13 protein-coding genes are annotated in these 12,780 nt (G+C 74.8%); 8 read left to right on the top strand and 5 right to left on the bottom strand.

All coding sequences use genetic code 11. The features are described from left to right. Positions 1 to 37: 37 nt before the first annotated feature. The 3 genes from OG332_RS16295 to OG332_RS16285 are packed head-to-tail and all read right to left on the bottom strand — an operon-like array spanning position 38 to position 4,142. A complete protein-coding gene (locus OG332_RS16295; protein ID WP_327414170.1) occupies positions 38 to 1,411 on the bottom strand; it encodes an AAA domain-containing protein in 1,374 nt (457 codons plus the stop codon). Continuing rightward, positions 1,408 to 3,009, bottom strand: coding sequence for a hypothetical protein (locus tag OG332_RS16290; RefSeq protein WP_327414169.1), 1,602 nt, complete (start codon positions 3,007 to 3,009; stop codon positions 1,408 to 1,410). Before OG332_RS16290 ends, OG332_RS16295 begins: the two co-directional genes overlap by 4 nt. Further along, positions 3,006 to 4,142, bottom strand: coding sequence for a hypothetical protein (locus tag OG332_RS16285; protein WP_327414168.1), 1,137 nt, complete (start codon positions 4,140 to 4,142; stop codon positions 3,006 to 3,008). The genes OG332_RS16290 and OG332_RS16285 overlap by 4 nt, the downstream gene beginning before the upstream one ends. A gap of 178 nt (positions 4,143 to 4,320) precedes the next feature. Between OG332_RS16285 and OG332_RS16280 the strand changes: the two genes are divergently transcribed. The 3 genes from OG332_RS16280 to OG332_RS16270 all read left to right on the top strand — a co-directional run bounded on the left by OG332_RS16280 (position 4,321) and on the right by OG332_RS16270 (position 6,252). Next, positions 4,321 to 4,917, top strand: coding sequence for a histidine phosphatase family protein (locus OG332_RS16280; protein WP_327414167.1), 597 nt, complete (start codon positions 4,321 to 4,323; stop codon positions 4,915 to 4,917). 103 nt (positions 4,918 to 5,020) lie between these two features. Then, positions 5,021 to 5,425, top strand: coding sequence for a hypothetical protein (locus tag OG332_RS16275; RefSeq protein WP_327414166.1), 405 nt, complete (start codon positions 5,021 to 5,023; stop codon positions 5,423 to 5,425). Positions 5,426 to 6,093: 668 nt separating this feature from the next. Then, positions 6,094 to 6,252 (top strand): VOC family protein, encoded by a 159-nt coding sequence (locus OG332_RS16270; RefSeq protein ID WP_327414165.1) that lies wholly within the window; start codon positions 6,094 to 6,096, stop codon positions 6,250 to 6,252. Between the two features lie 10 nt (positions 6,253 to 6,262). Here the strand turns inward: OG332_RS16270 and OG332_RS16265 are convergent, their stop codons facing one another. Then, positions 6,263 to 7,585 carry a tetratricopeptide repeat protein gene (locus OG332_RS16265; RefSeq protein WP_327414164.1) on the bottom strand — a complete coding sequence of 441 codons (1,323 nt, stop codon included), beginning with the start codon at positions 7,583 to 7,585 and terminating at the stop codon, positions 6,263 to 6,265. A 250-nt stretch (positions 7,586 to 7,835) separates the two neighbouring features. Between OG332_RS16265 and OG332_RS16260 the strand changes: the two genes are divergently transcribed. The 3 genes from OG332_RS16260 (at position 7,836) to OG332_RS16250 (ending at position 10,001) form a co-directional block, all read left to right on the top strand. Further along, on the top strand, positions 7,836 to 8,243 hold the full coding sequence (locus OG332_RS16260; RefSeq protein WP_327414163.1) for a hypothetical protein: 408 nt from the start codon (positions 7,836 to 7,838) through the stop codon (positions 8,241 to 8,243). A gap of 34 nt (positions 8,244 to 8,277) precedes the next feature. Continuing rightward, complete coding sequence (locus tag OG332_RS16255; RefSeq protein WP_327414162.1) at positions 8,278 to 9,156, top strand: spermidine synthase; 879 nt, start codon at positions 8,278 to 8,280, stop codon at positions 9,154 to 9,156. 209 nt (positions 9,157 to 9,365) lie between these two features. Then, positions 9,366 to 10,001: a class I SAM-dependent methyltransferase gene (locus tag OG332_RS16250; protein WP_327414161.1), complete on the top strand. Its 636-nt coding sequence runs from the start codon at positions 9,366 to 9,368 to the stop codon at positions 9,999 to 10,001. Between the two features lie 18 nt (positions 10,002 to 10,019). Here OG332_RS16250 and OG332_RS16245 read toward each other — a convergent pair whose 3' ends face one another. Next, positions 10,020 to 10,568, bottom strand: coding sequence for a hypothetical protein (locus OG332_RS16245; protein WP_327414160.1), 549 nt, complete (start codon positions 10,566 to 10,568; stop codon positions 10,020 to 10,022). A gap of 79 nt (positions 10,569 to 10,647) precedes the next feature. On the opposite strand from OG332_RS16245, the gene OG332_RS16240 reads away from it, so the two are divergent. Then, positions 10,648 to 11,337 carry a response regulator transcription factor gene (locus tag OG332_RS16240; RefSeq protein WP_078893179.1) on the top strand — a complete coding sequence of 230 codons (690 nt, stop codon included), beginning with the start codon at positions 10,648 to 10,650 and terminating at the stop codon, positions 11,335 to 11,337. Positions 11,338 to 11,344: 7 nt separating this feature from the next. Beyond that, positions 11,345 to 12,742, top strand: a complete 1,398-nt coding sequence (locus OG332_RS16235; protein WP_327414159.1) for a sensor histidine kinase — start codon at positions 11,345 to 11,347, stop codon at positions 12,740 to 12,742. The last annotated feature ends 38 nt before the right edge of the window (positions 12,743 to 12,780 follow it).

Here is a 12,780-nt window from a genome sequence, read left to right as displayed (position 1 = left end):
CCGGCGGGTGCCAGGGGCTCTAGGGTGGCTCGCTAGGTCAAGCGGGCGCCCATGGCACCCGATGCTGTTGCAGGTGCTCCCAGACGGTGTACATCGCCTCCCAGCCATCCGGGCCGACTGGTAGTTGCCCGGATGAGTGGGGGAACTTCACCGTCACGCCCAGCTGGACCGGTTCCGTCGAGGGGTGGTCGTCCAGGAGTTCCGCTATGCCCGCCCGGGCCACCACCACGCACGCGTGCCGGTGCCGGGAGGCCAGGACGCACAGGCGGCCCGTCTCCAGGTGGAAGGCCGTCGCGTCCGGGCGGCCCGACAGGGGGTGGAGGACCACCGTGAGGTCGTACTCGCGGCCCTGGAGGCGGTTCGCGGTGTCCACCGTGACCCCGGTGACCCCGAGTCCGGCCAGCGCCGCGCGGACCGCGGCCGCCTGGTCACGGTGGGCGGTGCCGACCGCGATCCGGTCGGCCGTCAGCGGGGACGGGCCCTCGGACTGCTCGTCGGAGGTCACCGCTCCGCGGTCCAGGGCGCGGCGGACCACCAGGGCCACCGCCCCGACGGCCTCCGGGTCGGTGCGCGGGGTGTGCCGCGCGGGCAGCTCCAGCAGGCCCCAGCCCGCCTCGGCGGCCTCGTCCAGCACCCGGTCCGGGCCCGACCCGTCCGAGGGGACCCCGTACGACAGCCGCCGCTCGCCCGGGCCCGTACCGCTGCGGAACTGCGTGTACGGGTAGAACGCGCGGGAGACCAGCGGCGCCGCCGTGGCCGGGAGTCGCCAGGACACCGGCAGCCGGTGCTGCGGCAGCTGCGGATTGTGCGCGAGCAGCGTGCTCACCGCCGAGGCGGAGGGGTCGTAGGACAGGCCCGCCCACTGCTCCGCGCCGACCACGCTGAAGGGGTCCAACTGCCCCGGGTCGCCCACGAACAGCGCCCGCTCGAACAGCCCGGCCACGGCCAGCAGCGCGTCCGAGCGCATCTGGTACGCCTCGTCGACGATGGCGTGCTGCCAGGGCTCGACGTCCTTGACGAAGGCCCACTTCGCCGCCGTGGAGATGGTGACCGGCAGCTCCGCGAGGTCCCCCGGCTTCGCCGAGAGGGTCACCGAGGGCAGCTCCCGCAGCGCCGGGTCGTACGCGTCGCCCTCGCTGCTGTGCAGTCGGCCGACCCGCAGCTCCGGGTCCTTGTCGGCGAGCCGCAGCACCAGGTCGTCGACCTGTGCGTTCGTCTGCGCCACCACCATCAGCCGGCGCCCGGCCGCGGCCAGCTCCCGGGCCGCCCGCACCACGAGCGTGGACTTGCCGGCTCCGGGCGGGGAGTCGACGACCACGCCCCGCTCGGCCCCGTGCAGGGTGTCGTGCAGGATCGCGGCGGTCGCCTCGGCGGCCGCGGCCCCGGGGTCGAAGGATGCGGTCGCGGTCACAGCAGGTCCTCGTCGGTCACGGCATCGGGCAGGGGGACGGCGCTCAGGTGCCCCGGCGGGCCGCCGTGGGTCCACGGCGTCTGCTCCGGCTCCGGGAGCTTCGGGCCGCCGCGCGCGTCGTGCTCGAAGAGCGTCCAGCACACCCGGTCGCCCTTCTCCGGCACCGAGCCCGGCTCCGGCTCCCGGCCGCGGCCCATCTTGTCGAGGAGCCGCAGCACCAGCCGCCCGTCCTCCTCGAAGCGTACGAACTGCGCGCTCTGCGGGCGACCGTCCAGCGAACGGAACACCTTCCCGCCGCCCCCTTCCGCGAGCTGCGGCCGGTCCTCCGTGGCCACCGTCACCAGTGGGCGCGGGCTCGGCCGCTTCGACTCCGTCCACTCCATCACCACCTCGGTGACCTCGCCGGCGAAGGCCTCGCCCGCGAGGCGCCGGCCCGCCATGACCAGGGGGTCGTCCAGCGCCTCCTGCGCGTCCAGCCGCACCTGCTCGGTCTCCCGCGTGGCCAGCTTCTGGGCCGCCGTCACCGCGTCGTCGCGGCGCGGCTGCGGCGGCTCGCCCGCCCGTACGCGGTCCCGGTGGCCGGTGTACGACCAGCGGTCGCGCGTCCAGCGCTCCTCCGCGCGCTCACCCGGCGGCAGGGTGCGCAGCAGGTCGATCGCCTCCCACGTCGCCCACCAGGTGTTCGACATCTGGTCCACGACCAGCCGGCGCACGGCCTCCTCGGCCTTGCGGACCCCTTCGACGTTGCGCACCTCGCGGTCGTCGTCCCCGGGCCCGGCGGCCAGGGCCGTGCGCGCCGCGTCGTAGCGGGCGATCGCCGGGGCCAGCAGCTTGTTGTCGAAGGCCGGGTCGGTGGCCGGGCCGGCCGGCGGGCACAGCAGCCGGCCCTCCCCGTCGCGGCCCAGCTCCGCCCGGAGCGCCGCCTCGGCCCCCGAGAGGCCTTCGGGCGGGTCGATCCAGCCCAGCAGCGCGCCCAGGTGCTGGTCCTCCAGATTGCTCTGGCCGGTCGCCCAGTGCCGGGACAGCAGGTCCGTCGCCGCCAGCAGCATCGAGGATCCGGGCACCCGGGAGCGCTCGGCGAGGTGGGTGAACCAGCGGCCCAGCATCGGCACCTGCGAGGGCGCCGGATACGGATTCTCCGGTTCCTCCTCGGCGGTGCGCCGGAACCGCATCGACCGCCCCAGCAGCCGCAGGAACTCGATGCCCGCCCGGCTCGGCACGATCAGCTGCGGCGCGTCCACGCACAGCTCGGTCTCCACCTTGACCCGCTTGCCCGTCTCCGGGTCGGTCTCGCTGCGCTCGGCCGGCTCCACGGCGTCCGCGTACGCGTCGATGTGGGCCAGCACGTGGACCGCGAGGTCCGCGAGGAACGCCCAGCGCAGGTCCCGGTCGCGGGGCTGGGGTATCACGAACACCTGCGGCGCGTGCCGGTCCGTGCCGACCAGCGCGCCCAGCGGAGCCCCGGCCTCACCGGCCGTGGTCAGCGGCACGAAGACCATCGGGCGCTCGCTCAGGTGGCGGTGCCGTACGGTCGCCAGCGGCTGGGCGCGGCCCGCCCGTACGGCCTCCAGCCGGGCCAGCGTGTTCAGCAGGCTCATGCGACGACCCCCGCCGCCGACTCCAGCGCCTCGGCGCGCAGCCGCGCCGCGCGGTGCAGCGCGGCGGCGGTCGGATCCTCGGCGCAGCCGGCCCCGGCGGCCGCCGCGAGGGCCTCCTCGACGGTGGTCAGCGCGCCCAGCTCGCCCCGTACGGAACGGCCCAGCGCGGTCACCACGCCCGCGGTACGGGCCCGGTCCCGGCAGTGGAAGGCCAGCTCGCAGGCGGCTAGGCACTCGGGGGCGTAGGAGGCGTCCACCGCGGCCACGGCCTCGGACAGCTCCTCGGCGGTCCGCTCCGGGTCGAAGCTGAGGCCCTCGGGCAGCGCCGCGGCCAGCTCCTCGACCCGGGTCAGCCGGTCCAGCTGGCGCCGGGTCACGGAACGCTCGCGGCGGATGTCGACGGGGGAGGCGGTGGGCAGGTTGGAGAAGTCCTTCGGGCAGACCAGCAGCACGGTGTGCCCGACCTCGGCGCCCTCCAGCTTCCCGGCGGTCTTCTCCAGCGCCAGCACGTACACGGCGGCCTGGCGGGCGGCGGCGCCCACCTTCGCGGCGTCCGCGGCCCCGTCGATCATCGGGAACGACTTGATCTCCACCACGGTCCAGCGGCCGTCGGGATGCACGACCACGGCGTCCGGCTCCAGGTAGGCGGGGGAGCCGGCCACCTCCAGGGCCAGCATCGGGTGGTCCAGCAGGGTCCACGCCTGCGCCGCGGTGGCCTCGCGCAGGGCGAGCGCGGTGCGGGCGGCGCGGCCCTCGGGCCCGGCGGCCGTGAGGTCGGGGACACGGGCGCCCGCGCCGGGGGGCTCGGCGGCCGGGTCGAGGTGCGCGTGGACCAGCCGCAGCAGCTCGGCCCCGCCGTCGCCCTTGACCTTGGCCTCGAAGGAGTTCCCGCGGACTATGGCGAACTGCGACTGCCCGAAGGCGGCGGGCGAGCCGAGGGCCGTGGCGAGGGCGTTCTTGTCCACGCCGGCGCCGTCGAGCAGGGCCCGTCTGCCGCAGCCGGGGTTGGCGGCGAGGGCAGCCAGCGCCCGGGCGTCGAGCGGACGGGGCGGCACGGCCGGGCCGCGCAGGCCGGCGAGCCGCTGCCGCAGTGTGGTCGGCTGCGCGGGGCTGCTGGGCGGGTAGGAGCTCACGGGCGGAAGTGTCCCATCCGCCACTGACAATCGTGGACTTAGCGCGGAAACCGGCGCCGGGGGGCAGGTGGAGTCCTCCCCCGTCCACGTGTTGGATGATGGACGGACGACTGAATGACCGGAAAAACGCACTAACTCGCACCAACTCCTACGAACTCGCACGAAACGGGAGAACCCCATGGCCCCCCGCATCCTGCTGGCCCGCCACGGCCAGACGGCGTGGTCCCAGCTCGGCAAGCACACCGGACGCACGGACGTGCCCCTGCTGGAGGAGGGCAAGCGGGGTGCGAAGCTGCTCGGCGAGCGGCTGGCCCGCGACCCGTGGAACAACCTGCCCGGCATCGAGGTCCGCACCAGTCCGCTGGCCCGCGCGAGCGAGAGCTGCGACCTGGCGGGCTTCGGCGTCCGGGCGGAGCCGTGGGACGCCCTGCTGGAGTGGGACTACGGCGACTACGAGGGCATGACCCCGGCCGAGATCCAGGCGATCCGGCCCGGCTGGCTGATCTGGCGCGACGGGGTCCCGGGCGGCGAGTCCGTCGCCGACATCGCGGCGCGCGCGGACGAGGTCGTCGCCTGGGCCCGCTCGGCGGAGCGCGACGTCCTCGTCTTCGCCCACGGCCACATCCTGCGCACCCTCGCCGCCCGCTGGCTCGGCTTCGAAGCCTCCTTCGGCGCCCGCATCCGCCTGGAACCCACCTCCCTCTCGGTCCTCGGCTGGGCCTACGGCGCCCCCGCCCTGGAACGCTGGAACGACACCGGACACCTCGACGCCTAGGAGGGGTGTCCTTCGGAGCCGAAACCCGAAGGACACGTCCCAGGCGCCGTGACAACATCCGTGCCATGACCAACCCGCGCCCGGCGACTACGCGATCATCGCGATGTACTCCGTACGCGATGACGCCTGGTACCTGGAGCTGGAACGCGTCGCCGAACAGCGGAGCCTGTTGACCGCGGTCGTGCCCGACGAGGACCCGGCGCGGGAGCCGACGGTGTGTTTCGACCCCGACGGGCGGCGCGGCGACATCCCGTACGACGTCATGCGCTGGTTCATGGACCAGGTCGACGAGGAAGTCCGCACGTCCCGCGCCTGGATGAGGCTGCGGCCCGAACTCTTCGAGGTCGTCCACCGGTTGCGCCGGGAGTACCTGGGCTTCATCGACGACGAGGACTTTCCCGGCGTCCTGGCGGAGGTCCGTACCGCCGTCCCGGAGGCCGATGTGTCCGTCGTCCTGGCGGCCGCCTGCGGCCGCAGGCCCGACGGCACTCCCGCGGAATCCGCCTGAAAGGCGTCCGTCGCAACGGGGGCGGCTGCGCCGAGCGGCTGCGCCGGGGCCGGGCCGGTCGGCTGCGCCGCTCGTGCGGGGCCGGGGCGGCGGGCTTCGCCGGGGCTTGGGGGAGGGGTGGGGCCGGGCGCGCGCCGGGGCGTCTCCTCGGGCGCCGAACGTGGCGGGGGGTCGGAGGGCCGGGCCGCATTGCGTTCGACGCCCTGCGGGGAGCGCCCCGGCACGCACCCGTCCCCGGCGAAAGCGACGGGTCTCTTCAGCCCCTCCGGCGCTTGAGGAGCGGGGTTCGGGGCGGAGCCCCGGTCTTTCAGCCTGACCGGCGCTTGAGGCGCGGGGGTCCGCCGGGCGGAGCCCCAGCCGCGGCGCCGGGAACGGGCAGCGTTCCCGGGGTGGGGCCAAACCGGCGGGAGTTGGCCGGGGAGTCCGCTAAAACACGGCCGCCGCAAGGGAGTTGGGGAGCAGGGGCGGCTGGGAGGATGGGGCCATGACGATTACCTCCGTGGTGCTGCGGCGGCGCGTGGACGATCTCGGGCCGGCCCTGGACTTCTACGTACGGCTGACCGGCCAGCCCGGCGACCCGGTTCGAGTTCGCCGGACTGGACCTGGCGAGCGTCGGGCCGTTCCTGCTGTTCAGCGGGCCCGACGCGATCGCCGAGCGGTTCGCGGGAGTGGCCGCCACCCTCTCCGTGGCCGACCTGGACGCGGCGGTCGCGCACTGCGCCGCGTCCGGGGGCGAGGTGATCGCCGCCCCCGCCCCCACGCCCAACGGGCGCCGCGCGGTGGTGCGCCACCCCGAGGGCGGGGTCTACGAGTACCTCGGCTGCTGACGCTCCGCCGTCAGACCGAGGCGTGCCGGGCCAGGAAGGCCCCCACCCGAGGAGAGCGCTGATGCGGAACAAGCGCGCCCGCCGTCTCCGAGAGCATCGACCGGACCCGGGTGGACTGGACCTCGGTCAGCAGGTCCAGCACCCGGCCACCCGCCCAGGCGGCCTCGTCCGGGGCGCCCGCGCGGGCCAGGTCGCCGGCCAGCTCGGCGGTGTAGAGGGCGACGTTCCGGGCGAAGTGCGGATCCTGGAGGTCGGCGGCGCGCCGGGCGTGCCGGGCCGCGCGGGCGTGTTCCCCGAGCGCCGCCCAGCACCGCGCCTCCAGGAACTCCAGTTCCGCCTCGCCGAAGAAGGACATCCACTCGGGGTCGCCGTCGGCCCCGCCCCGGGAGAACTCCGTGTGGGCCCGGGTCAGCGCGTCCTCGCAGGCCTTGCGGTCGGCCAGCCCCGCCCAGCCGCCGGCCTCCCGCAGGGCGAGCAGCGACAGCAGCCGCGGGGAACCGAGGGAGCGCGCGGCCCGGCGGCCCGCCTGGGCCGCCCGTACCGCCTCGCGGGAGCGGCCGCAGTCCCGGGCCAGGAAGGCCATGTTGCTGAAGGCGTGCGCCTCCAGACCCGCGTCCCGCGCGACCCGGGCCGTCGCCAGGGCCTCCGCGTAGTGCGAGCGGGCGTCGTCGAAGCGGCCGGAGTCGTGGGCCAGCCAGCCGACCGAGACGGCCAGTTCGCCGGCGCCCGCGTGCAGCCGGTCCTCGGTGGACTGCCGGGTGGCCCCGGCGTCGAGCAGGGCGTAGGCGGTGCGCAGGGGCTCGGCGGCCCTGCGGTACAGGGCGTCGGCCCCGTGCCGGTCGTCCAGCAGGCGGATCTGGCGTACCGCGTCCTCGACGGCGGCTGCCTCGGACTCGCCGGCGCGGGAGGGGAGCCGGCGGGTGTCGCCGAGCAGGGTGAGGCTGAGCGTCGCGGCCGCCACGGTCGCGGAGCCGCCCGCCATGAACGCGCGACGCAGCACGTCGCTCTCCTTGGCACTGGAAGGGGAACGGTGGGTGGGGACGGGGGTGAGGGGATCGCGCTGCGCCGATCGCCCGCGCACGCTCTCGCGCGGGGAGAATCCCAGGTCGGCCAGGGCGCGGCCGGGGAACATATGGAGGAAGACCCGCTCGTACGCGTAGTTGGGGCAGCGGATCTCGCCGGACTCGACCCGGCCGATGTAGCGGGCGTCGCAGGAAACCGTTTCTCCGATCTCCTTCGCCGCCCGGCGCACCAGGGCCGCGAACTCGGCCGGGGAGTGCTGCCCGCGCAGCCGCCGGAACGTGGAGTTGGGTGAGTGGGGGGACGCCGCCATGGACGTGACCTCTCTGGCAAGGACCGCAGTGCCGGTGCTGTGACGTGTGAGGGTGGGGCCCGGCGCGCATGAACGTACCGCCAGCGTCGGGGTGTTCATGCGATGTTTGGCTACAAAACGGATATCTCACCCGCGATCCGCCATGAACTGCCATCCTTTGCAGCGTCTTGCCGCCGCACCCGTTGACGTTCCCGTGCGTTGAACCCATGCGGATACGGATCGAGGAGGGGTTCCCTTGGTGGAGGTCGGCATGGAGAGCACTGGAACGAACGCCGCGTCCGAGCCCGGCACGGCCCCGGGCCTCGATCTGGACCTGGTGACCGTGCCCACCCGGCAGGGTCTGGAGGCGGTGGACATCATCCGCCGCGCCGCCAGCCAGGCCGGCGGGGTCGGGCCCGTCCTGCACGACGGCTCCGGCGACACCCTCGGATTCCTCGTCCCGCCCGGCACCGCCGACGCCTGGGACCTGCCGGGCAGTGCCTGTACGCAGACCAACGGGCGCGGGATGCGCTTCGGCGACGCCGCCTCGCCCACCGCGGGCTCCACCGGCTGGCTGCTCCCGCCGGAGGCCGTCGGGCCGGTCACCGACCCCGCGGTGCTGCGCGCGGCGCTCGGCGAGGCGGCCCGGCTGATCGAGGCCGCGGACAACTGCCGCTGAACCCTCCCCGGCTGCCGCCCGGCACAATGGGGTGGTGGCAGACAAGGACAGGAACAAGGGCAGGCAGCGCGGACGCGGCAGCGCCGAGGCGGTCGCCGGACAGGTGGACGGCGGCCGGGCGGAGCTGGAGCCGGACCGCGAGCGCGCCGCCGCCTGGACCCTGCTGATCGACGGCGCCCCGCAGTCGCACGTGGACCTGGACGACCCCGGGTACCTGGACTTCGCGTACCAGCGGAGGATCGGCCACCTGATCGACCTCGTCGCGCCCGCCCGCCAGCCCCTGAACGTGGTGCACCTCGGTGGCGGCGCCTTCACCCTCGCCCGCTACACGGCCGCCTCCCGACCCCGCTCGACCCAGCAGATCGTGGAGATCGACGCCGCACTGGTCGCCTTCGTACGGGAACACCTGCCGCTGGACCCGCAGGCGCGGGTCCGGGTCCGCGCGGTGGACGCCCGGGCGGGACTGGCGAAGGTGCCGGACGGCTGGGCGGACCTGGTGATCGCGGACGTGTTCAGCGGCGCGCGCACCCCGGCGCACCTGACGAGCACCGAGTTCCTGGACGACGTACGGCGTGCCCTCGCGCCCACCGGGTGGTACGTGGCCAACCTCGCGGACGGTCCGCCGCTGACCCACCTGCGGAGCCAGATCGCGACGGCCGCGTCCCGGTTCACGGAGCTGGCGCTGGCCGCAGACCCGGTGGTGTGGCGGGGGAAACGTTTCGGCAATGCCGTCCTGGTGGCGTCCGACCGTGAGCTGCCCGTCGCGGAATTCACCCGCCGGGTCGCGAGCGACCCCCACCCGGGCCGGGTCGAGCACGGCCGGGCACTGGCGGACTTCGCGGGCGGCGCGGCCCCCGTCGCCGACGCCTCCGCGGTGGCCTCGCCGCAGCCGCCGCCCTCGGTCTTCCGCTAGCCGCGCGGGCTCCCGGCGCGGGTTCCCGCGGAGCCGCGGACCGGTTCCGTTTAGGTGCCCCCGTGGGGTCGCGGACCGGTTCCGGATACGAATTTCACAAATGCCGATAAAGATCCGCCGAGTACTCCCGGCGGGCAGCCGCCCTGCGTAGCCTGTGAACCCCTAGGAGGGCTTGCCCTGCTACGACGCGTTCAGGAGACGGCACGACCATGTCTGATTTCCCCGCAACCCCTGGTGCCCCCACCCCCGGCACCCCGAGCACAGCCGGTTCCGATTACACCCAGCGGCTGGCGCGCCTGGAGCAGTCCGGAATCAAGCGGCTGCTGCCCACACAGGCTCCGTACCGCTGGAACCTGCAGCGGCTGAACCTGGGCCGGGTCCTCGACATCGGCTGCGGGCTGGGGCGGAACCTGCTCCACTGCGGCCCGGACAGCGTCGGCGTCGACCACAACCCGCATTCGGTGCAGACCTGCCGCGAGCGCGGACTGAACGCCCACACCCCCGACGGGCTGACCGCCGCCCCGGACTGCGGTCCCGGGTCCTTCGACAGCCTGCTGGTCGCGCACGTGCTGGAGCACGTCGACGAGGAGACCGCGGCGGCGCTGCTGGAGGAGTACCTTCCGCTGGTCAAGCCGGGCGGCTCGGTCGTCATGATCACCCCGCAGGAGGTCGGCTACCGGTCCGACGCCACGCACATCCGCTGGGTCGACTTCGAGCAGCTGCGCAGCCACGCCGGCCGGGCCGGCGTGGCGGTCCGGCGGACCTACTCCTTCCCCTTCCCCCGGCCGATGGGCAAGGTCTTCCCGTACAACGAGTTCGTGCTGGTGGGCACGGTCCCGGCCTGAGGCTCAGGGCTCAGCGGCTCACGGGTCGACGATCTCCACCACCGGCGGGTGGTCGTGCCAGGTGCAGAACACCGACACCTCGCGGCCGTCCCGGGTGAAGGTGACCCGGATCCAGAAGTCCTGCTTCCACACCTGCATCCGCCAGCCGGCCGCCGGTGTCGCCGAGACCAGCTCGGCGGAGGACGCGCCCAGGGAGAAGACGACCCGGCCGCCGGAGACTGGATAGGCCTTCACTTTGCCCGGATCCTGCCCCTCCCCCTGCCCGTAGGGGGAAGGAGAGGCCGCGGGCGTCTGGGACGGCTTGCCGGGGGAGGCCCCGGCGGACGACGGCGCGGCCGGGGTCGGCGAGGCGGAGGGCGACGGGGACGCGGACGCGGATTCCGCCGGGGCGTCCGGCGGCTGCGCGCTCTGCGTCGAGGAGGACAGCGGCTGGGTGGCGAGCGGCACCGCGAGCGGCGGATCGTAGGCCGTCCCCGACATGACACTGTGCACGCCCCACCACGACAGCGTCACCGCCGCCCCGGTCGCCAGCGTCCAAGCCATGGCATGAAGAAGTCCTCGTCGCATCAGGGCACATACTGCACCACCCGTCACAAGAGCAGCCCGACACCCCGCTGAGTCCCTCGAATGGACTACGGTGCGGGCCATGGCAAGTGTGCTCGTGGTCGAGGACGACCAGTTCGTACGTTCCGCCCTCATCCGGCACCTGACCGAGGCCTCGCACACCGTGCGGAGCGTCGGCACGGCCCTGGAGGCCCTGCGCGAGGTCGCGCACCACCGCTTCGACGTGGTCATCCTCGACCTCGGGCTGCCGGACCTCGACGGGTCGGAGGCGCTCAAGATGCTGCGCGGCATCACCGACGTGCCCGTGATCATCGCGACCGCGCGCGACGACGAGGCGGAGATCGTCCGGCTGCTCAACGACGGCGCCGACGACTACCTGACCAAACCCTTCTCCGTGGAGCACCTCTCCGCCCGCATGGCCGCCGTCCTGCGCCGCTCCCGGGCCGCCGCCGGGGCCGAACCCCCCTCGCGCGTGCTGCGCGTCGGCGGGCTCGCCATCGACCCGCTGCGCCGCCAGGCCGAGCTCGACGGGACCGTACTGGACCTCACCCGGCGGGAGTTCGACCTGCTGGCCTTCCTCGCCGGGCGCCCCGGGGTGGTCGTGGCCCGCCGCGAACTGCTCGCCGAGGTCTGGCAGCAGTCGTACGGGGACGACCAGACCATCGACGTCCACCTGTCCTGGCTGCGCCGCAAACTCGGCGAAACGGCCGCCCGCCCGCGGTACCTGCACACGCTGCGGGGTGTCGGCGTCAAGCTGGAGCCGCCGCAGTGATGCCCCGATGAGATGGGCCCTCGTCAAGGTGTGCCTCGCGGTCACGGCCATGGTGGTCGTGGCCTTCGCCGTACCCCTCGGGCTCGTCGTCCAGGAGATGGCCAGCGACCGGGCCTTCTCCAACGCCGAGCGGCAGGCCGCCACCATCGGTCCGACCCTGTCCATCACCACCGACCCGGTCCAGCTGCAGAAGGCGGTGGAGTCCACGCAGATGGGCGCCGCCCGGCGGATGGCCGTCCACGTGCCCGCCATGGGCGACAGCGCCCCGGTGGAGATCGGCCAGGGCCGGGCGGGCGCGCACGCCGTCGGCGAGACCCGGCGGATCGGGCGGGCCACGACGGCCTCGGTGGCCGGCAGGGGTTCGGCGCTGCTCCAGCCGACCGCGCTCGGCTCCGGAGACATCGCGGTGGTGGAGATCTTCGTACCGGAGAGCGAGGTCAGCAACGGCGTCGCGACCGCCTGGGTGGTGCTCGCCGGCGTCGGGCTGGCGCTGATCGTGGGCTCGGTGGGCGTCGCCGACCGGCTCGGCGCCCGGCTGGTACGGCCGGCCGAGCGGCTCGCGGACGCCGCGCACCAGCTGGGCGAGGGCCGGCTCGGGGCGCGGGTGCCGGAGGTGGGGCCGAAGGAACTCCGCTCGGCGGCCGTCGCGTTCAACGCGATGGCGGACCAGGTGGTGGGACTCCTCGCCAATGAGCGGGAGCTGGCCGCCGACCTCTCGCACCGGCTGCGGACGCCGCTGACGGTGCTGCGGCTCAACACGGCCTCGCTCGGGGACGGCGCGGCCGCCGAACAGACCCGGGCCGCGGTGGAGCAGCTGGAGCGCGAGGTCGACACGATCATCCGTACGGCGCGGGAGCAGCGCCCGGCCACCGGCCTGGTCGGGGCGGGCGCCGGCTGCGACGCCTCCGAGGTGATCCGCGACCGGATGGACTTCTGGTCGGCGCTCGCGGAGGACGAGGGCCGCGAGGTGCGGCTCGCGGGGGTGGACCGTACGGTGCGGATCCCCGTGGCCCGGCCCGAGCTCGCCGCCGCCCTCGACGCCATGCTCGGCAACGTCTTCCGGCACACCCGCGAGGGCACCCCCTTCTCGGTGGACGTCCACGATGCCGGGGACGCCGTCATCGTGCTCGTCTCGGACGCGGGCCCCGGCATCGCCGACCCGGAGGCCGCCCTGCGCCGCGGCAACGACGGCGAGCGCGACGGATCGACCGGCCTGGGCCTGGACATCGTGCGCCGCGTCGCGGAGTCGACGGGCGGCGACGTTCGGCTGGGGCGCTCGGTGCTCGGCGGGACCGAGGTGCGGGTGTGGATCGGCCTGGACGGCCGGACCCTCGGCGGTCCGGGCGGCGGGGGGCGGGCGGGCCGCGGGCGGCGCGGCAACCGACGTAACCGGGGGCGCGCCTAGCGGGCGGCCCGTGCCCGTCTCGGTACGGTCCGTGGCAT

This window comes from Streptomyces sp. NBC_01233 (genome assembly GCF_035989305.1).
In the GTDB taxonomy this organism is placed as follows: domain Bacteria; phylum Actinomycetota; class Actinomycetes; order Streptomycetales; family Streptomycetaceae; genus Streptomyces.
Note: the sequence above shows the minus strand (reverse complement) of the source record. Positions and strands in the feature narration are given on the sequence as shown.

Excerpts from the sequence above, each read along its gene's own strand:
- OG332_RS16290 (WP_327414169.1), bottom strand. The coding sequence starts at position 3,009 with ATGAGCCTGCTGAACACGCTGGCCCGGCTGGAGGCCGTACGGGCGGGC.
- OG332_RS16280 (WP_327414167.1), top strand. The coding sequence starts at position 4,321 with ATGGCCCCCCGCATCCTGCTGGCCCGCCACGGCCAGACGGCGTGGTCC.
- OG332_RS16275 (WP_327414166.1), top strand. The coding sequence starts at position 5,021 with ATGTACTCCGTACGCGATGACGCCTGGTACCTGGAGCTGGAACGCGTC.
- OG332_RS16265 (WP_327414164.1), bottom strand. The coding sequence starts at position 7,585 with ATGGCGGCGTCCCCCCACTCACCCAACTCCACGTTCCGGCGGCTGCGC.
- OG332_RS16260 (WP_327414163.1), top strand. The coding sequence starts at position 7,836 with ATGGAGAGCACTGGAACGAACGCCGCGTCCGAGCCCGGCACGGCCCCG.
- OG332_RS16250 (WP_327414161.1), top strand. The coding sequence starts at position 9,366 with ATGTCTGATTTCCCCGCAACCCCTGGTGCCCCCACCCCCGGCACCCCG.
- OG332_RS16245 (WP_327414160.1), bottom strand. The coding sequence starts at position 10,568 with ATGCGACGAGGACTTCTTCATGCCATGGCTTGGACGCTGGCGACCGGG.
- OG332_RS16240 (WP_078893179.1), top strand. The coding sequence starts at position 10,648 with ATGGCAAGTGTGCTCGTGGTCGAGGACGACCAGTTCGTACGTTCCGCC.
- OG332_RS16235 (WP_327414159.1), top strand. The coding sequence starts at position 11,345 with ATGAGATGGGCCCTCGTCAAGGTGTGCCTCGCGGTCACGGCCATGGTG.